The organism is Nitrospira sp. (assembly GCA_035968315.1).
In the GTDB taxonomy this organism is placed as follows: domain Bacteria; phylum Nitrospirota; class Nitrospiria; order Nitrospirales; family Nitrospiraceae; genus Nitrospira_D.
Genome location: JAVYIN010000005.1, coordinates 757905 through 776236 on the forward strand (window position 1 = coordinate 757905; position 18332 = coordinate 776236).

16 protein-coding genes and 1 tRNA gene are annotated in these 18332 nt (G+C 58.8%); 12 read left to right on the plus strand and 5 right to left on the minus strand.

All coding sequences use genetic code 11. The features are described 5' to 3' along the window. Positions 1-146 precede the first annotated feature (146 nt). From RI101_07245 to tadA, 3 genes are read left to right on the plus strand one after another with little or no spacing between them, the layout of a single operon-like run. The gene (locus tag RI101_07245) at positions 147-746 is read left to right on the plus strand and encodes a sigma-70 family RNA polymerase sigma factor (GenBank protein ID MEC4889842.1); all 600 of its coding nucleotides are present in this window, start codon (positions 147-149) and stop codon (positions 744-746) included. Beyond that, entirely contained in the window at positions 743-1762 is a 1020-nt protein-coding gene (locus tag RI101_07250) for an anti-sigma factor (GenBank protein ID MEC4889843.1), read from the plus strand. The genes RI101_07245 and RI101_07250 overlap by 4 nt, the downstream gene beginning before the upstream one ends. A gap of 9 nt (positions 1763-1771) precedes the next feature. Then, complete coding sequence (gene tadA, locus RI101_07255; GenBank protein MEC4889844.1) at positions 1772-2308, plus strand: tRNA adenosine(34) deaminase TadA; 537 nt, start codon at positions 1772-1774, stop codon at positions 2306-2308. On the opposite strand, the gene RI101_07260 is transcribed toward tadA, so the two are convergent. Next, complete coding sequence (locus RI101_07260; GenBank protein MEC4889845.1) at positions 2305-3087, minus strand: 4'-phosphopantetheinyl transferase superfamily protein; 783 nt, start codon at positions 3085-3087, stop codon at positions 2305-2307. The genes tadA and RI101_07260 overlap by 4 nt on opposite strands. Positions 3088-3237: 150 nt before the next feature. On the opposite strand from RI101_07260, the gene RI101_07265 reads away from it, so the two are divergent. Then, positions 3238-3327, plus strand: a tRNA-Ser gene (locus tag RI101_07265). 120 nt (positions 3328-3447) lie between these two features. Here the strand turns inward: RI101_07265 and RI101_07270 are convergent. Further along, positions 3448-4971 carry a DUF2779 domain-containing protein gene (locus tag RI101_07270; GenBank protein ID MEC4889846.1) on the minus strand — a complete coding sequence of 508 codons (1524 nt, stop codon included), beginning with the start codon at positions 4969-4971 and terminating at the stop codon, positions 3448-3450. A gap of 73 nt (positions 4972-5044) precedes the next feature. Between RI101_07270 and RI101_07275 the strand changes: the two genes are divergently transcribed. The 3 genes from RI101_07275 (at position 5045) to RI101_07285 (ending at position 9368) form a co-directional block, all read left to right on the plus strand. After that, entirely contained in the window at positions 5045-6367 is a 1323-nt protein-coding gene (locus RI101_07275; protein MEC4889847.1) for an MATE family efflux transporter, read from the plus strand. Positions 6368-6498: 131 nt separating this feature from the next. Next, positions 6499-7533, plus strand: a complete 1035-nt coding sequence (locus tag RI101_07280) for a hypothetical protein (protein MEC4889848.1) — start codon at positions 6499-6501, stop codon at positions 7531-7533. A gap of 17 nt (positions 7534-7550) precedes the next feature. Next, positions 7551-9368: a hypothetical protein gene (locus RI101_07285; GenBank protein MEC4889849.1), complete on the plus strand. Its 1818-nt coding sequence runs from the start codon at positions 7551-7553 to the stop codon at positions 9366-9368. Positions 9369-9406: 38 nt separating this feature from the next. Here the strand turns inward: RI101_07285 and RI101_07290 are convergent, their stop codons facing one another. Further along, positions 9407-10750 carry a 2-dehydropantoate 2-reductase gene (locus RI101_07290; protein MEC4889850.1) on the minus strand — a complete coding sequence of 448 codons (1344 nt, stop codon included), beginning with the start codon at positions 10748-10750 and terminating at the stop codon, positions 9407-9409. A gap of 67 nt (positions 10751-10817) precedes the next feature. On the opposite strand from RI101_07290, the gene RI101_07295 reads away from it, so the two are divergent. Continuing rightward, on the plus strand, positions 10818-11552 hold the full coding sequence (locus RI101_07295) for an NAD-dependent deacylase (GenBank protein MEC4889851.1): 735 nt from the start codon (positions 10818-10820) through the stop codon (positions 11550-11552). On the opposite strand, the gene RI101_07300 is transcribed toward RI101_07295, so the two are convergent. Then, positions 11535-12254, minus strand: a complete 720-nt coding sequence (locus tag RI101_07300) for an HAD-IA family hydrolase (protein MEC4889852.1) — start codon at positions 12252-12254, stop codon at positions 11535-11537. The two genes, RI101_07295 and RI101_07300, sit on opposite strands and share 18 nt — an antisense overlap. Before the next feature lie 147 nt (positions 12255-12401). On the opposite strand from RI101_07300, the gene RI101_07305 reads away from it, so the two are divergent. Next, a complete protein-coding gene (locus RI101_07305) occupies positions 12402-13529 on the plus strand; it encodes a response regulator (GenBank protein ID MEC4889853.1) in 1128 nt (375 codons plus the stop codon). A gap of 19 nt (positions 13530-13548) precedes the next feature. Here the strand turns inward: RI101_07305 and RI101_07310 are convergent, their stop codons facing one another. Then, positions 13549-13671, minus strand: a complete 123-nt coding sequence (locus tag RI101_07310) for a hypothetical protein (protein MEC4889854.1) — start codon at positions 13669-13671, stop codon at positions 13549-13551. A gap of 138 nt (positions 13672-13809) precedes the next feature. Here RI101_07310 and RI101_07315 point away from each other — a divergent pair, with 138 nt between their 5' ends. From RI101_07315 to RI101_07325, 3 genes are read left to right on the plus strand one after another with little or no spacing between them, the layout of a single operon-like run. Beyond that, positions 13810-16575 (plus strand): valine--tRNA ligase, encoded by a 2766-nt coding sequence (locus RI101_07315; protein MEC4889855.1) that lies wholly within the window; start codon positions 13810-13812, stop codon positions 16573-16575. A gap of 3 nt (positions 16576-16578) precedes the next feature. Beyond that, positions 16579-17460, plus strand: coding sequence for a carboxylating nicotinate-nucleotide diphosphorylase (nadC, locus tag RI101_07320; GenBank protein ID MEC4889856.1), 882 nt, complete (start codon positions 16579-16581; stop codon positions 17458-17460). 3 nt (positions 17461-17463) lie between these two features. Then, the gene (locus RI101_07325) at positions 17464-18300 is read left to right on the plus strand and encodes a biotin--[acetyl-CoA-carboxylase] ligase (GenBank protein MEC4889857.1); all 837 of its coding nucleotides are present in this window, start codon (positions 17464-17466) and stop codon (positions 18298-18300) included. Positions 18301-18332: the final 32 nt, after the last annotated feature.

Sequence of the window (18332 nt, forward strand, 5' to 3'; positions counted from 1 at the left end):
CGGATCGCCCCCGTCCCTCTCCAATATTCCTCTGTGTTCCCGCGGAGTTTCCGGCACATCTTTTTGCCGGATTCGTCCGTAGAGTGTTATAGTTGTGACGGGTTTGAGTCTTGAAGACCGAATCATCACACATCGCATCCGTTACGATGGACACACCGTCACAGCAGGCCGCATCCACCATTGACCCAGCGCTTCTTGCCCGAGTGGTCAAGGGAGACGTGCAGGCATTTAGCCAGCTCTACGATCAATCGAGCGCGCTCTTGTACAGCCTGGCGCTCCGCATGCTCGGCAATAAAGAGGATGCCGCCGAACTCCTGCAAGACGTCTATCTCGAAGTCTGGCGCAAGGTGTCCCGGTATGATGTCGGACGCGGCACCCCGCTCGCCTGGCTGGTCACCTTAACCAGAAGCCGGGCGGTGGATCGCCTCCGCGCCCGCAGTGCGCGAGGTCCGCAGTCCATGGGCGCGCCGCTCGATGGCGCCAGCCACGTCCCGGATCGCGGCCCCACGCCCTTTGAGGCGCAGGCGGATCAGGAGGTCCGCACGCTGGTGATGGGCGCGCTGGCAGCGCTCCCACCCGCGCAGCAAGAGGCGCTTGAATTGGCTTACTATGAGGGCTTATCGCACGTGGAAATCGCCGCCAAGCTCAATCAGCCGCTCGGCACGGTCAAGACCCGCATTAAACTGGGCATGACCAAACTCCGGGAGTCCTTGCGCCATTGCTGGGAACAGGGTGAGCACCTATGACACACGAAGAACTTGAGGAAGCCGTTCCGCTCTATGCCGCCGGGGCCCTGGAGCGTCCGGAACGCCAGGCGCTCGAAACGCATCTTCTCTCAGGCTGCGTATCCTGCCACACCGCGCTCAAGGAATATCAGGCCGTCGCTGCCGTACTCCCCTTTGGGTTGCAGAGCACACCGCCCCCCCGCACGCTGAAAGCCAAAATCATGGCCGCCCGCACCGCCCCCCTGATGGAGGACGCCGCAACCGAGAAACAGACCTCCAGACCGAGCCTTGAGCCGGGCGAATGGATGAACCATCTCTTTCCACCGGAATCCTCCGCTTCTTCATGGTCTCTGCGATGGGGACTCGGATTGGCAGTGCTCGGCATGTTGGCCACCAGCGTCTATTTCGCCTGGAACTCCTATACCGCCATGACGGACGGCTCCGCCAAGCTCCAGGCCCTGCAAACCGCCTCACAGGAGCAGGCCGCAAAACTGGCCTTGATCCAACAACAACTGCGGGAGCGTGAACAGACCATCGACCGCCTGAAATCCGAGAGGGCCCAGCAGCGCACGGAAACCACAGAATTAAAAGAGCAATTGACCCAGCGGGAGGCTGAGCTCGAAGATCTGCGGGTCCAATTGGTCACTCGCACCCACATGCCCCAGGCTGCCCACGCACCGGAAACCGAACTGGCGGCCTTGCTTCGCCAAAGCCACGTGCAGGCCATCTCTCTGAGCGGATCGGACAAAGCCAAAGGCGCGGCAGGCTTTCTCCTCTACGATGCCCGCACACAAAAGCTGTGGCTCTACTCCCACAATCTGCCCAAATGTCCGAAAGGCATGAATTACCAGATCTGGGCCATTCAGGATAAGCCGGTCAGCATGGGCACCTTTCACAACCATGGCGGCGAAACCGCGCATCGTCTTATTACTCGCCAGCCAAACCTTTCCACGGTCAAACAGTTCACCATCAGCCTCGAACCATTGGGAGAGCGATCAGCCCCAACAGGCCCGATCTATCTCACCAGCCAGTCGTAACCTGTCCGTATGATGCGGAAACAGACCACCAACGAGAGCCCCTCACCAGCACGCACGCAAGACCTGGCCTTCATGCGCCTGGCCCTTGAACAGGCCGGACTCGCTCCGTCAGTCGGAGAAGTGCCCATCGGCACGCTGCTCGTCTGCAAGGGAGAAATCCTAGCCAAGGCCCATAATCTCCGCGAGGCCCGGCAGGATCCCACTGCCCATGCTGAGATGCTTGCGATCCAAGAGGCGGCAGCCAAGGTGGGAAGCTGGCGGCTCACCGACTGTACGCTCTATGTCACGCTTGAGCCCTGCCCGATGTGCGCGGGAGCCATCGTGCAATCACGAATCGCCCGGCTGGTCTTCGGCGCCTGGGACCCCAAAGCCGGCGCCTGCGGCTCGCTCATGGATATTCCCGCGGAACCCCGCTTGAACCACCGGGTACGGGTCGAAGGAGGACTGCTCGAAGAAGAAAGCCAGCGACTGCTGCAGGAGTTTTTCCGAAACCGGCGAAGCCTCTCGAAATCAGGCGATCCCACGGTCATACAGCCGGCCCCCTAAGGCCAGCAGCAGGCCTCCGTTCGCCACTCATCTCCCTGTGCCGTCACGGCGCCGATCCACCCGTCTTCGAGAGCAAGAAACCGGACCAGCCCCTGTTCGACAGAGCCAGAGACAGGATTCCAATTCACCGCCGCGGCAAGCCCATCCGGCAACAGCGTGACCTCACAGCGATCCAACGGGAACTGGAGTCCAATCCCCTTACACTTCAAAAAGGCCTCCTTGGCGGCCCAATACCGAAAAAACTGGGCGGATTGTGCGGCGCCAGGCAAACCCATCACGCTCTCACGTTCAGCCGGTGAATAAAACCGCTGCGCCAGCTTGACCACTTCGACATCGGCCCGAATCCGTTCAAGATCGACACCCACTTCCTGCTGCCTGGCCACTGCAATCAGCAGCCGTCCATGAGAATGAGACAAATTAAAATGGATAGGCGCCACGCCGGCTGGCAAACCAGCCAGCGCCGGTTTGCCCGCCGCCCCCGAGTGGAACGTCAGCGCAGACGGATCGAAACCGGTGTAGCGGGCAAGAACGGCCCGAAGACAGCCCCGCGCAAGAATGTAGCGGTTGCCATCTTCGAGACGCACACAACGGCCGGCTCGGACCCGTTCATTATGGCTCAGCCATTCGCGGCAAAGCGCCATCGTAGCGGAGGTCCCCTCGAGCGAAAATCCCCAGAGGTGAACAGTCCGCGCCTCCAGCGGCACCGGAACATGCCAGCTGGAATCGCAAATCTGATCGCTCGATGAAAACGCTACCGGTCCAGCACTCTGCACATCCATCTCGCTTCCAGGAAGGCCCGACTACTCACCATCCGGCCTATTCTCATCTAGGCCAGGGAAAGAAAACCGATTGAAAAATCTTCGCCCCCACGTTAAGCTCCCCCAGTCGCAATTCCCCCGGGTCTTGCTTCCCAGTCATACCAGTTGAACGGAGAGGTGCCAGAGTGGCCGAATGGACTCGCCTCGAAAGCGGGCGTCCTCGTAAGGGGACCGTGGGTTCAAATCCCACCCTCTCCGCCAAACAGAGCTTGCTCGACCCGGAGCCTCTATAATTGATCTTGGCGACAGGATAGAACACCTCACGCAGTCCTCAGGTCATATACCAACCTTCGGTTATTTTGGCGGCGGAATAGAACACTTCTAGAGTTTCTTCGCCTTCTCCCCCAGCGCCCGTCTCAACTCGACCAGTGCCAGCGTATCCCGCTTGCAATAGGCCAGGAGCGCCTCCTGAATCCTCACCCGCTCGATCCAATCCGTCTCGACGAAGACCATCCGATAATATTCGCTCGCCGCATGCCCGCCTTCCTGAATACCCAGATCGCCATACCCTAGCGACGGCACGAGAGCGGGCAGCACGTTCTTGAGTGAATAGGAGCCGTCGAATTCTGGATGATAGTAGTGATCCCGCACGATCGGATGCAGATCCCACAGACGTTTCACCAGCGCGCGCAGCGCGGTTCGCCATTCCGGCAAGACCTCGGCCAGTTGCTCAATGACCGACTTCTCATAGGGCGAATACACACAAATGCTCCCCTGAGTCCCTAAGGAGTCGAGAAGAGCTTCTGCCAACGGCTTGCGGGGATCAGTCCCCTCGGTATGCAGGAATTCATGATGGACCAGGCCGCCGGATTCCTGCTCGATATGATTCGACCATTGCATCGGAAGCGCTTGGTACGGACGCGTTCCGGCAAAGCGCGGCACCGCCATCATGACCGTTTCGAAATCCAGATGATGGACGGGAAACCGCACTGTCTGTAACGCGGCGCCCAATGTCTCCGACACCCACTCCGCATGGTCTTTCACCCGGCGCTGCACCAGCGAGAGCTTCGTCCCATCGGGAATCTCATCGATCGTCGTCACACCCTGTCCGGCCAGCTGATTCACCACCTGCTTGGTCCCGGGCAAGTGAAAGATCCACCGCGCCGGCTTCGGCTTCGTACAATGCGCCCAGAAAGGACATTCATACGGCGTGAGACAATGCTGATCCGGCTCGATCTTCGGCGGATCCGGCAGAAGCACCATGGCTTTCATGGCAGCTAACCGATCGACGACAATGGCCTGACGGTCACGCACTGCGGATGAGAGGTCTTGAATCGCAAACAGCTCAGCGAGATCGGCCTCGCCCCCGGAATAGGTGTAGCCGGTGTTGATATACATCAGATAGCTGCCGATCACAGGCAGCCCTGCACTGGCCAACACATGGTATTGCAAGGCCAGATCGTCAAGATGGACATCCTTGATCCTGGTCGAGGACTTGACTTCAATCAAGCGCCAGCCCACACCGCCACCCTCCGAGGCACCGACGCGTTCCAGGATATCCACACGAATGAGCACGCCGTCGGCCATGATGGCCGCTTCATAGATCGCCGGCACCGCCGGATCAGCGAGAAACTCCGCCGTCTGCGCCAAGGCGGCCTCAGTCTGCCGGTATCCAGCCGTCACCAGCCTGCCGCCGGGGAAGCGCGTTCGCGCTAACTCTCCGACCTCTGTCCCCATATCCAGAATCGCCTGCGTGCCCGCATCCGGCGGCGTCGCCAGCTGCGGCTGATAGAGCTCAAGATGCAGGCGCTTATGGCATTGCAGGCCGGCCAGAAATTTTGACTTTGAGAGCCGGAGCGACCTCTGAGGCGCGAACGAAGAGGCTATGGCGGAATCATTCGTCATGCGATGACCCTAAGCGAAGAACAATACATTTGTCTAGCAGGCCTCTGCCCTCCTTCTGATAGGATACAAGCTCATGGCTTCCAGCATCGCACAGATCAGAAAATCCGTCCTGACCCTCGCCTTGCCGGTCACCGTGAGCAGCCTGCTCCAGCGAACCGAGGGCATCCTCGCCGTGTTCCTCGTCGGCGGCCTCGGCGCGACCTCAATCGCCGCGGTGGGGCTCGGCCAATTGCTGGCCTTCATCGCTACCACGCTGGTCTCAGGGCTCTCCGTCGGAGCCAATGTGCTGATCGCCCAACTCTGGGGTGCGCGCCGCACCAACGATGTCGAGGAAGCCGCCACCCACTTGCTCGGTCTAACTGCCCTCGTCTCCTGCGCGCTCGCCGCCTTCGGCCTTCTCCTGAACCGGCCGGCCATGGAACTGCTCGGCGCCGAGCCCGACGTGATGACGCGCGCGCTGCCCTATTCCAACTTAATCTTTCTGGTCATTCCCTGCACCATCTTCCTCCAAGTCCTCTCCTCGATCTTACAGGGCACCGGAGATACCAAAACCCCGATGTACGCCTTGATCGGCGTCAATCTGCTCTATGTGCTGGTCGCCTATCCCTTGATCTATGGGCGGTGGGGGCTTCCCCACTTGGGAATCACCGGCGCAGGCGTCGCCGTCGGCCTCGCGGAGGGATCGGGTGTCGCCTATCTCCTCTGGCACTGCCGGCATCTCGTGAGCACGAAGTGGCAGCTGCGCAGCGATCTTCTGCGCTCAGCCTGGCACATCGGCGCACCGGTGTCCGGCGAACGTCTGTTTCAGCAAGCCGGCATCATCGTCTACACGAAAATCGTCCTCCTGTACGGCACCGTCAGTTATGCGGCCCATCAAGTGGGGCTCTCAATCGAATCGCTGTCGTTCCTTCCAGGATATGGGTTCGCCATCGCCGCGGCCACCATGGTGGGGCAAAGCATCGGGGCGGGGAAATATGTGCGGGCGAAGCTGGAGAATTGGGAAGCCAACCGGCTGGCAACGGTGGCCATGGCCTCGATGGGCATGCTGTTTTTTTTCTTTCCCTATGCGCTCCTTCAAGCGTTTACCAACGACGAAGCCGTCATTGAACTGGGCACCGGCTTCCTGCGCATCGTGGCGGTCCTTCAGATTCCGCTGGCACTGACGATGGTGCTGGCCGGATCCTTGCGCGGAGCCGGAGATACCCGCTTCATCATGTGGGCGACGACCGCCGGCATGTGGGGCGTGCGCGTGCCGCTGGCGCTCCTCGCAGGCCTGTGGCTGTCGCTCGACATCCTCTTTGTGTGGAGCGCGATGATCGCGGACTGGACAGTGCGGATGGCGCTCTTGCTGTGGCGGTACCAATCTGAACGATGGCAGGCCATTCGCATCGTTTAATCCCCCCTATTCGGGGGGGGTAGAACCATACCTTATTGGGACTGGTCTTCAGGGTAGTACTGGCGGAAAATCCCAACTTTGCAAGGTCCTCAAAAGTTTGCCCGTAAGAGCACGAAAAGGAACAGCAACCCGTGCATAATCCACAGCATTTTTCGGCCCTCATTGAATCAACGCCGCCGACTGTTGCCCCCCTGCAACGGATAGACTTTGCAAAGCAATCGGCCTTTCGAACATATCTCGAACAGGTGATGTCAAACTTTCAACACGTTCCACTCAGCAACAAAATCCAAACGCCCCCGGACCCCAAAGATCTTTTGAACCTTTTGACCGGTCGGGACTTCTGTTATCTCAGTAAGACAAAGGTTGCCCCCTATCGAGAACAGATCCTTCACCATTTTGCGGAGGCCATTCGCAACCAGGAGCCGCTCCGTTTTTACTACGATATCGGCGGAGGCTACCATGCCACAGCTCAACTAGGAGAGGCTCTCTCCTTCCATGTGGGACTTGGCGAACTCCTTATCCTCAATCAGATTGCTCGCTTTGCCAGAGCTGCCACAACTCTTTATGCCCCTGGTGTGAGATTCTCGCTTGTCGTCGACAATATGTGTGCGTTGCTGATTAACGATATCCCCTTGAATCAGACTCTTGAATATTGCCGCCTGCTTCGGCGTCTCATTTTCTTGGTAGAACTCGACCGGATTGTCGATGTGATGGTGGAATCCGAACACGTCTCCGTCGCTGACTTTGAACGGCACATGACACACATGTCGGAACAGCGCAATACAGCAACATTTACGGACAAACACCATGACAATGTCGAGCGGTTTCTCGGCTGGCGATGCAGCGAGCTTGAAGCAAAACAACGAGCATCGAAATACACCCAAGTCGTGACCACCGCCGAACAGCTCCTTCTCCAACGTATACACGGCGTGCATATGACCCAGCGGGCTACCGGCTCAACCATCTGCTTCCGGCCTTTTCCCGGCGGCGACTCGCGCATTCAGTGCGGTGAAGTCGCGCTAACGCTTAACCCAAATCATAAGGTGCAGCCGGTCTTGCTTACGACACGGAATGTGAAGAACTTCCTATGTCAGCGCCACGAATTGTCCGACCTTCTACCAGAAATCATTCCCCATGTAACCTATGCGGAACACCTGGCTACCTAACTTCGGATGCTATCTCAGTGAACTCACCGCGCCTTACGACTCGCGTACAGCAGCAAACATCGACGGTACGGATTCGGCTTGATTGGCCGGAAAGCAGCTTGCCTGGAATCAGCGATAATTTCTTTCTCGGCGTCTGGCATCCACACAGCAACATTTTGGTGCAGACCGGACAATCCGCTACTTATCCCTGCGTGACTCGAGAAGGCACCAATTGGTTTCTGGCCAGTGCAGAATCTCCGCTTCATCCTTCTGGAACCGGCCTTACGCACTATACCGAACCTAAGGCCTGCGCCGTCGCCTTTCGGGGTTATGTGCACCCAGCTCTCCATTCCTATTCCCCGCCTCAGGCCATCGTTGAGTATTGGCACGGCGCTCACCGCTCGCGCGAACATAACGGCATCTTTTCTGCGGCGGTGATCGATGAACGCAACAATACCCTCTCCCTGATCACGGACCATTTAGGCATAGGCACCTTGTATTATCGAACCATTGGAGAGGCGGTCCTCTTCTCCAGCAATCCTCGCTATCTCACAACCAGCGACACAAGTCCTGACCTCATTGCCTGGAGAAGCCTCCTACAGACATCATGGATTCTCGCCGACCGCACGCTTTCAAAAGAAATTCGACGGGTCCCGGCCGGCAGCAATATCTGCTTCACTGCGGATAGCGTTCAAACAATTCCATGGTTCGACTTTCATCGTTTGCCGGAAGGAACGCGGCCGGTCGGCACAACCGCCGTGTCCGACGTAGAAGAAGTCTTTCGAGCCTCTATGCATCGCTGTTTGCAACTGGGATTACCTCAAATCGCCCTTCCCCTCAGTAGCGGATTCGACAGCCGGCGCATACTCGCGGACTTACACAGACGGAAAGTCGATTTTCTGGCGATTACCTGCAAAGTACTTCAGAAAGAACACCGAGATCTGGATGCCAGGTTTGCGAGCACCATGGCCAACGACTTTCAATTTCCTCACCGGGTGGTGGAATCGGACAGCCTCGATGAGTATCTTGCCGATGACCGCATTAGACGTGCCCTGACCGATGGAGAAACGTATGATCATACATGGGCTCTGCGGGTGATGGCAGCGCTTCCCCGGCAGTCCTCACTGCTCTTCGATGGTGTCGGTGGCGATATCCTCGGAGATCCGGTGGGATGGAAGGTTCATCTTGGCCTGGAAGTAACGCCTGAATCCGCCGAAAAAGATCTTGCGGCGATCATTGCACATGCACTGCCACACACGTTCGACTCACTGCTTTCTCACGAGCAGTGGCCGGAAACAGACGATCTTCGAAGCGAGCTCACCAACTATCTTCGTACCTATCTACCCCGCCGGAACATCTCAGAGATCGCCTTTCTTCTTCTTCGCCAACGCAGAGCAATTGCCCTCTGGTCCCAACAACTACTGCCACCTGGACATGTAGCAGTGTATCCATATTTCGATCTCGAATACCTTCAAGTGCTTCTCGACTACGCCTCAGAAGAAAAACACCGAACGAAGTTTCAGCGGGCCTGCTTGAGAGAATATTACGGTAATTTTTACAAGTACCCAGGAAACCGCGATATTCCCACTGACATCCCCCCTGGCTCTCCAAGCCTCCAGAATGAGCGTCACCTCCAATGCTATTTTACGATGTGTGCAGAGCTTCGCGATCAGAGCGGGATGCGGCATTTCTCAACACTTCTCACAACGAAAGGGAAGTTCAGCCTCTCCCTCTCGCAATGGAATAGGACACTCGCCCTTCGCCATTTATGGTACTTGCAGCCCCTTGCGGAACTGGTTTGGAAGCAACGGACGGCCAAACCCTGTTGGGTGGAACTTCCGCCTTTTCCAGGATAGCCCTGGACCTAATTTTTGGGGAATTTCAAAACGGAACTCTAGCAGTCCCTATTCGGCGGCCTCGTATCCTTCCCGTTCCCCACGCGCACTTCAATCCGTCCCACGCCCTTCACGTTCGCGCAGAGGTCGCCGAGGCCCGGCGTAATCAGACGGAACGGTCCGCCTTTCTTGTCCGGCAAGGGTTCTCCCTCCAACTCATAGAGCAACAGCCCGAAGTCCCGCGCCTGCTGAAGGGTGAGGGTCGCCGCATACTTGCCATCCAGGGAATGAAACGTCACATGGTCCGCCTTGATGCCCAAGGCCGGCACCTCCAGCAAACCCTTCACCTTGATCGCTCTCCCTATCATCCCCGGCATCACCGTGCTGACATCTGGAACATGATACTCGCCGGGCAACAGCTGCATCGCCGCGCGATCGAATGACACGGGCTGCACCACCGCTCCATCGATCCGCACGACCCCAGGCCCCGTCTTTTCCTTTTCCGTAATGGTCTTAATCATGGCCGTCAACGCCTCATTCACCGGTGTCGGCACACCCAATTCACGCCCCTGGCGGACAATGTACCCGTTCAAATAATCGATCTCGGTCGGACGGCCCGCTTTCCAATCGTCGTACATGGAGGTATGGATGTCGCGAATCTCCTGCGTCCAGCGCACGACCTTCTCAGGCATATCCGGCGACAGCGGCACCTTGACCGACGCCGCGACGGCCGAGACTTCTTCGACAATCTGGCGAATGACACGGAGCATCTCCGGATGCTCCAGCGTCTTCGCGACCTTGTCGTCCACAATGACCGTGAGCGGGTTGAATACGCAATTCCAGCACATCTTCTCCCACTTGCTCTTCCGCACATCGTCGGTGAGCTGGCAGGGAATCCCCGCCTGTTTGAAAATCTCCGCAATGGCAAGCAGACGCGGGCTCTTATGGCCCATCAATTCCCCGATGGCCACCGCGCCCTTCTTGTAATGATCGATCACCCCGGGCGCCGCAATTTTGGAATAGATAAAGGCCACGCCGCCAACGACGCAATCCCTCTTCAGCCTGGCGATCAAGCGATCTTCCGTATCGACGCCATTCTGCAAGGTCAGGATCACGGTCTGGTCTGTGAGCACCGGATCAAGCTGCGCCATAACCTCGTCCAGATCGTAGGCTTTCACCGAGAGAATGATGAGATCTGGCTTGGGCAATTCACGCGGATCGGACGCGGCGGGCGGATGGACGGTAAACGTGCCGCTCGCACTGCGAATCGTCAAGCCGTTCTGTTTGACCGCCGCGAGCGTCTTTGGCCGCAGCAGGAACGACACATTGGAATTGTTCTTCGCCAGATGCGCCCCAAAGAACCCACCCACCGACCCAGCCCCGACCACCAAGATATTCTTCATTGGAAGACTCCTCCTCACAAGAAACGGTACTATAGCAGGCTGCCGAAGTAGGATAAAATCCCTCCCTATGAGCCCAGAAGAACTATCAGAAGCCCACGCTCGCCTCGCGGCCGCCCGAGCCGTCACGATCCTCACCGGCGCCGGCATTTCTGCTGACAGCGGCGTGCCGACGTTTCGCGGAAACGACGGCCTCTGGCGCAACTACCGCGCGGAAGACCTGGCGACGCCGGAGGCCTTTGAGCGGGATCCCCGGCTCGTCTGGGAATGGTACAACTGGCGGCGTGAACTGATTGCCACGAAACAGCCCAATCATGCCCACTATGCGGTGGCGGCATTGGAGGCTCGCCTCCCCGATTTCTGGCTCATCACGCAAAACGTGGATGGGCTGCACCGCGCGGCGGGATCGCGCAAGCTATCCGAAATTCATGGCAATATTTGGATGGTGCGCTGCACAGCATGTGGCGCTGTGACGGAAAACCACCAGGTTCCGCTGCCGCTTCTGCCACACTGCGGACCCTGCGGAGGGCTTCTGCGGCCACACATCGTCTGGTTCGGCGAATCGCTGGACTCGGAAGACCTGGCCCGTTGCACGAAGGCATTACACACGTGCGACGTTCTGATCGTGATTGGAACGTCGGGCATGGTCTATCCCGCAGCCGGATTTGCCTCGGTCGCGAAAGAAGCTGGTGCATTCGTGATCGAAGTCAATCTGGACCCGACCCCGCAATCGGATCTCGTGGACATGACATTACGCGGCCATGCAAAAGACGTGGTGCCGAACCTGTTACAGACGTGCGAGTAACGGGACGAGCTGATCCAGCGAGCTGATGCGATGAATGCCCGGTGCCGCATCGGCTGATGAACGATCGATCAGCACGCTGGTCAGCCCCGCCTTCGTGGCCCCTTCCACATCGTCCCTCAGACTATCACCGACATGGACGGCCTCTTCGGGATCGACGGCATGTTTTTCCAACGCCAAATGAAAAATTTTTGGGGCCGGCTTGGCCGCTTGCGACAGGCTCGAAATCGTCACGGTATCGAAATACCGTTCGATGCCCAGCCCACGCAGCACGGGAAACAGCCGGGAATCGAAATTCGAAATAATGCCCAACTCCATCCCCTGCGCTTTTAGTTGGCCGAGAACGTGCTCGGTTTCCGGATAGAGCGTCCAGGTCTTCGGATCTGCAAAGACCTCGAAGACTTCCTCGAAAAACTCATCGAACCCCTCGAACATCCCGACGCGATAAAACACATTGTGGACAATATCAAACCACCAGAGCCTTTCGCTTTGCTTGAGCACCGCCGGCTCCGTGGAGGCAAAGATCGCGGGCGGCGCATCCTTAAAGGCCCGGCTGAACGCCTGCTTGATGGCTGTGAGCGATTCCGGCGTCTGCTTAAACCCATGCCGGACCGCGTGCTGCTGATAGATCTCCGCCACCGATCCTTTGATGTGAAACAGGGTGTCCGCCGCATCGAAGAAGACAACCTGATGAGTCTGCGCCACATTCGCTCCGTTTAAGAGATTATTATTCGCGCCGGATTGTACGGCCCAAGGAGAAGCCTAGTCAAAAAAGGCACAATTTCGGTTTTTTTTGGACAAGAAGAACCCTCGATGATAGCTTCGTAATACTTCAATAAATTGGAGGTTTTCGTGGCTTCCTCAATTTTTGTCGTCGATAGCAGTCCAGCCGTGAGACGGATGGTCGAAGAGATTTCAGCCCCGGAAGGGTTTGAGGTCGTGGGATTTCAAGATGGTCCTGCCGCGCTTGATGCCGCTCGACGCAATAATCCTTCCCTGATCATTGCCGACTACCATCTCGACAACATGACCTTTTCGGGGTTTTGCAAAGAAATCAACAAGCTGGACAACCTGGCCGACACCTATGTTGTCTCGTTGATCAATTCCGTAGACCGGCCGGACGAGGGCCACCTTCGTTCATTGGGCGTGAAGGCTTTTTTGAAAAAGCCTGTCCAGACCGAAGATCTGCTTTCGATCATCGCACTCATCCAGCAGACGCAACAGACACAGACCAAGAGCCTCCGCTTGAAGCGTCGAGTCTGGCCACCGGACTCCACCTCAACAGACCTGAGCGAGGACGATGCAGTGATGGACCGAATTGACGCCCCTGCCGGGGAGGAGAATCTTGCCATGGAACATCCAGCCAGCCCGATGAGCACGCCGACCATCACAAAATCGGCATCTACTCCGGAAGACGCCATGTCAGGCCTCTTCAGTCAGATTCTGACCTCCATGACCGAGCGCACGGAAAAGCGAATTACGGAGCTCCTTCCACAGGCTATTGAACGGGAGCTCACCACTCGGATTCACTCCGCCGTCAAACATGAACTCGACGGACAGCTTGGAGAGATCCTCTCCCGAGAACAACTGGCCTCCATCATTCAACCATTGATCGGCCAGGAATTACCGGCCTTACTGAAGAACGAGCTGACCGCCAGCGAACCGTTGATTCGCGAGACCGTGTCGGAACTCGCGGGCGCCGCGATCAAGAATAGCCTCGGTGACTCGATCAAGGATCACGTCGCCGCCAGCGTGCAGGAACAGCTTCCCGCCCTCGTGGACGTCCACTTGAAATCGATCGATCTGCAGGTGAAGGAATCTATCAGGCAGGCAACGCTCAAACAGGCTCCGCTCATCGCCGACGACATCGTCCGGACGACTGCGGAACAGGCGGTGGAACAGGCGATCCAACACATCGTTCCCGAACTCGCCGAACAGCACATCAAGGCAGAACTCAACCGCCTCACGGCGGCCGAGTAAGCCTTACCCTGCTCTGCCGTTAGCTCTTTTTCGTGGTCCGCTTCGCCCCGGCCCGGCGCGCCTTGGCCAGCGCCTTGACCCGCTTCACGTTCTTCTGATGCTTCTTTCTCGTCTTCCGATCTTTTTCGCGTCCTCTCGGCATGATCGCTCCCTTGGGGTGAAAGAATAGACTGCGGGCGACTGTATAACACAAGCCATGCGTCGCCACAAGCTAATCCGGGCGTTTCCCGCCGCCGGCAGACATGCTAAGATGCCGTTCTTTTGTGAACCAAGGAACCGTATGGCCTCCCAACTCGACAAAACCTACGAACCGAAAGCCGTTGAAGACCGCTGGTACCAGGAATGGATCCGGCGCGGCTATTTTCACGCCGCGCCGGACAAACCCGGCACCCCCTATTGCATCGTGATCCCGCCCCCGAATGTGACGGGATCGTTGCACGTCGGCCATGCCCTCAACAATTCTCTGCAAGACATTCTGATTCGCTGGCGGCGCATGCAAGGCCGCAACGTCCTCTGGATGCCTGGCACCGACCATGCCGGCATCGCCACGCAAAACGTCGTCGAGAAGCAGCTCATGCAAGAAGGCACCTCGCGCGAAGCCCTGGGACGCGAGGCCTTCCTTGAACGGGTCTGGACATGGAAAGCCCAATCAGGTGGCACCATCATCCAGCAGCTCAAACGCCTCGGCGCCTCCTGCGATTGGAGCCGCGAGCGTTTCACGATGGATGAGGGCCTCTCGAAAGCCGTGCTGGAGGTCTTCGTCCGGCTGTATGAAGACAACCTGATTTATCGCGGCGAACGGCTCATCAATTGGTGCCCGCGCTGCCTGACCGCCCTCTCCGACATCGAGGTCGAACACGAAGACATCAAGGGCAAGCTCTATTCGATCGAATATCCGCTCGCCGATGATCCAGCCGTACGCCTGACCGTGGCGACCACGCGGCCGGAAACCCTGCTCGGTGACACGGCCGTCGCGGTTCATCCGGAGGACGAGCGATACAACCGCCTCATCGGCAAACAGATTCGCCTGCCGCTCACGAGCCGGACTATTCCGATTGTCGGAGACCACATCCTGGTGGATCGGGAATTTGGCACGGGCGCCGTCAAAATTACACCGGCCCATGACTTCAACGACTACGAGGCCGGGGAACGCCACAAACTCGGGCGGCTCGCGATCCTCGATCATCAGGCCCTCCTCGATCCGGCCGGCATGCAGAAAGCATCCGTTGATCCGGCCGTGGTCGAGCTGCTCCGTGGACTTCCGGTCTCGAAAGCCCGCCCAAAAGTGGAGGAGCTGCTGAAAGAGCGCGGACTGCTGGCGAAAGTCGAAGACCACAAGATGGCGGTGGGAAAATGTTACCGCTGCAAGACCGTCGTCGAGCCCTATCTGTCCCCGCAATGGTTCGTGAACATCACGCCCCTGGCCGAGCCCGCGATCAAGGCCGTGGAGGATGGGCGCATCCGCATCATTCCCGAAGGCTGGACCAACAACTATCTCGGCTGGATGCGGGACATCAAGGACTGGTGCATTTCACGGCAAATCTGGTGGGGCCACCAAATTCCCGCCTGGTACTGCTGGTCCTGTAATGCGGCCCACATCGTCACCGCCACGCATGCCTCTCCATCGGGAGTCAGCGTCACCAGGACGACGATTCTCCAAGGCGCCACACCGATCGTTGCAAAATCAGCCCCCACGACGTGCCCCACGTGCAAGGGACAGGATTTCCTGCGCGATCCCGACGTGCTCGACACCTGGTTTTCCTCCGGCCTCTGGCCCTTCTCGACACTCGGCTGGCCGGAACAGACCGCCGACCTCAAGACCTATTATCCGACCGCCACGCTCGTGACCGGCCTGGACATTCTCTTCTTCTGGGTCGCGCGCATGATCATGCTCGGCATCAAATTTATGGGCGATGTGCCCTTCCGCGATGTCTACATTCATGCCCTGGTCCGCGATGCGGAGGGCCAGAAGATGAGCAAGTCCAAAGGCAACGTCATCGATCCGCTGCACGTCATGGAACAGTTCGGCACCGACGCGCTGCGCTTCACACTGGCCTCGATGGCCTCGCCCGGGCGCGACATCAAGCTGGCTGAGGAACGCATCGAAGGCTACCGCAACTTCGCCAATAAGATTTGGAACGCCGCGCGCTTCGCGCACATGTATCTCGACGGCGCAAAAGAAGCGCGCCGCCCGTCCGAGCGCTCGTTTCCCGACCGCTGGATCATGAGCCGCTTGAACGACACCATCCGCGTGGTTGACGCCGAGCTGGAAGCCTACCGCTTTGATCGGGCGGCCAGCGCCCTCTATCAATTCTTTTGGCACGAGTACTGCGACTGGTATCTGGAACTCATCAAGCCGGTGCTCCAAGACCCGGCCCATCCGCAGGGCCCCTCCACGCGGCACACCCTCTCCGAAACGCTGGAAGTATGGCTGCGTCTCTTGCATCCCTTTATGCCGTTCCTCTCCGAAGAAATCTGGCAAACCCTGCCGCACGAGGGCGAAACAATCGTGCTTCAGCCCTACCCCGCGCCACGTGAAGATTGGCGTGACGAAGCGGCTGAAGAGGCCTTCCGCCTCCTCGAACAAAGCATCGGACTGCTGCGAACCGGGCGCGTGCTGCTGAACTATCCACCCGGCAAGCAGATCGGATTTTTTGCCGCCCATGACGACAACGGCAAATCCCACACCCTGGATGCGCTGACAGCGGATCTGGGCCATCTTGGAAAAGGCGTGCTGACTCTCGCGCCGGTTTCCCAATGGCCAGCCTCCAACGTCCTGCGCCTGGTGACGGAAGGCCTCACCGTCGGCATTGCGGTCGAAGGAGACGTCGATCTCAAGAAGGCCCTGGACCGCCTCCTCAAACAAATCGCCGAAGCCGACAAGGAGTCGCAACGGATTGAGGGGAAATTGAAGAGCGCCGATTTTGTCTCCAAAGCGCCGCCCGACGTCATCGCCGAACATCATGAACGGGTGCACAGTCTCTCCCGCGACCGGACGATGTTGGCGAATAGTGAGCAGCAATTGCGCGCCATGTTGGGAGCCTGACCGATGATGCCCCTCCCTGCCGCCGCGATCCGGCGGGCCGTTCGGATCGGACTGGACGAGGATCTCGGCGAAGGCGATGTCACCACCTCCGCGCTCTTCCCGAAACGGGTCCCGGCCCATGCCTCCATCGTGGCGCAGCATGCGCTGATCGTCGCCGGTCTTTCAGCGGCGGTGCAAACCTTTCTGGCCGTCGATCCTGCTCTCACGCTCACCGTGCTCCGGCACGATGGTGAAGCAGCCGAGGAGGGAGAGGTTATCCTCACCATCGAAGGGGATGGCCGGTCCATCTTACGGGCCGAACGAGTTGCGCTGAACTTTCTGCAACACCTGTCCGGCATCGCTACCATCACGCACCGATTCTGCGAGGCGGTGAAAGACTACCCCGTCAGCATTCTGGATACGAGAAAGACACTCCCCGGCTGGCGTGCCTTGCAAAAATGGGCCGTGGCCCTCGGCGGCGGCACCAATCACCGCTACTCGCTGGGCGACGGCGTGCTGATCAAAGACAACCACCTGGCCCTGCTGCAACGCGGCAAGACCTCCGTCCGTACGGCCTGCCAACTGGCCCAGCGAAAAGCGCCAAAGACGATGGCGCTCATCGTGGAAGTAGAAACCCTGGCGGAAGTACGGCAGGCGCTTGCGGGCAAGGCCGACATCATCCTCCTGGACAACATGTCTCCGGATCTGGTCCGGAAGGCCGTGACCCTCATCGGCCACCGCGCGCTTGTTGAAGTCTCCGGCGGCATTACCTTGGAGAATGTCCGTGCCATGGCAGCAGCCGGTCCCGACCGCATCTCGATCGGAGCGCTGACCCATTCCGCGCCGGCGGCCAACCTGAGCCTTGTCCTGACACCAGTGCCTCCGGTACGAACAGGGCGGGCCTAACCCGTGCCGGCATCTATCCCTCTCACCCTCGACGACATTCGCAGCACCCTCGCCACAAGGGCGTTCGGGCAACAGATTCATCTGCACCGGGAACTGGCCTCGACAAATTCTGAAGCAATGTCGCTGGCCCAAGCCGGCGCCGCGCACGGAACCGTCGTCCTGACAGAGTGTCAAACTGCCGGGCGAGGCCGCCATGCCCGCGTCTGGTTTTCCCCTGCTGGAGTGAATCTCTATGGTTCAATCCTCGTAAGAGGGACAGGAGCGGGGATAGCCCTGTCAGAATGGCTCTCCTGGGTGCCGCTCACCACCGCCCTTGCCGTGGCGGAATCCGTACAAACCGTCGCGGGGATCTCCCTTTCGCTCAAATGGCCGAATGACCTGCTGCTCCACGACCGCAAAGTCGGCGGCATCCTCTGCGAGAGTTCGCTGGCATCAACCGCCGACCCCATCGTCGTCATCGGAATTGGACTCAACGTGAATATACCGCACGCATCCTTTCCCGAAGACTTGCGTCCGATTGCCGCCTCACTGGCTGAAGACACCCAGCACCCCATCGACCGGAACCGGCTGCTCGCGCATCTGCTACTGGAACTGGAGCACAGCCTTGACGAACTGCGAACCCATGGCCCCGCTCGGTTACGGCAGGCCTACCAGACGCGCTGTCGCACGTTGGGGAAGCGCGTACGCGCTCTGATGGGAACGGAACAAGAGCTGACCGGCACCGCGGAAGCCATTGCGGCTGATGGCGCGCTGCAATTACGGCCCCTCTCCCCTTCCCCTGATTCGCCGCCCGCTCCGCTCATCGACATACGAGCCGCCGATATTATCCATCTCCGCTGAGTGGCGAAATGGACGGCCGCCGAGTACAATAG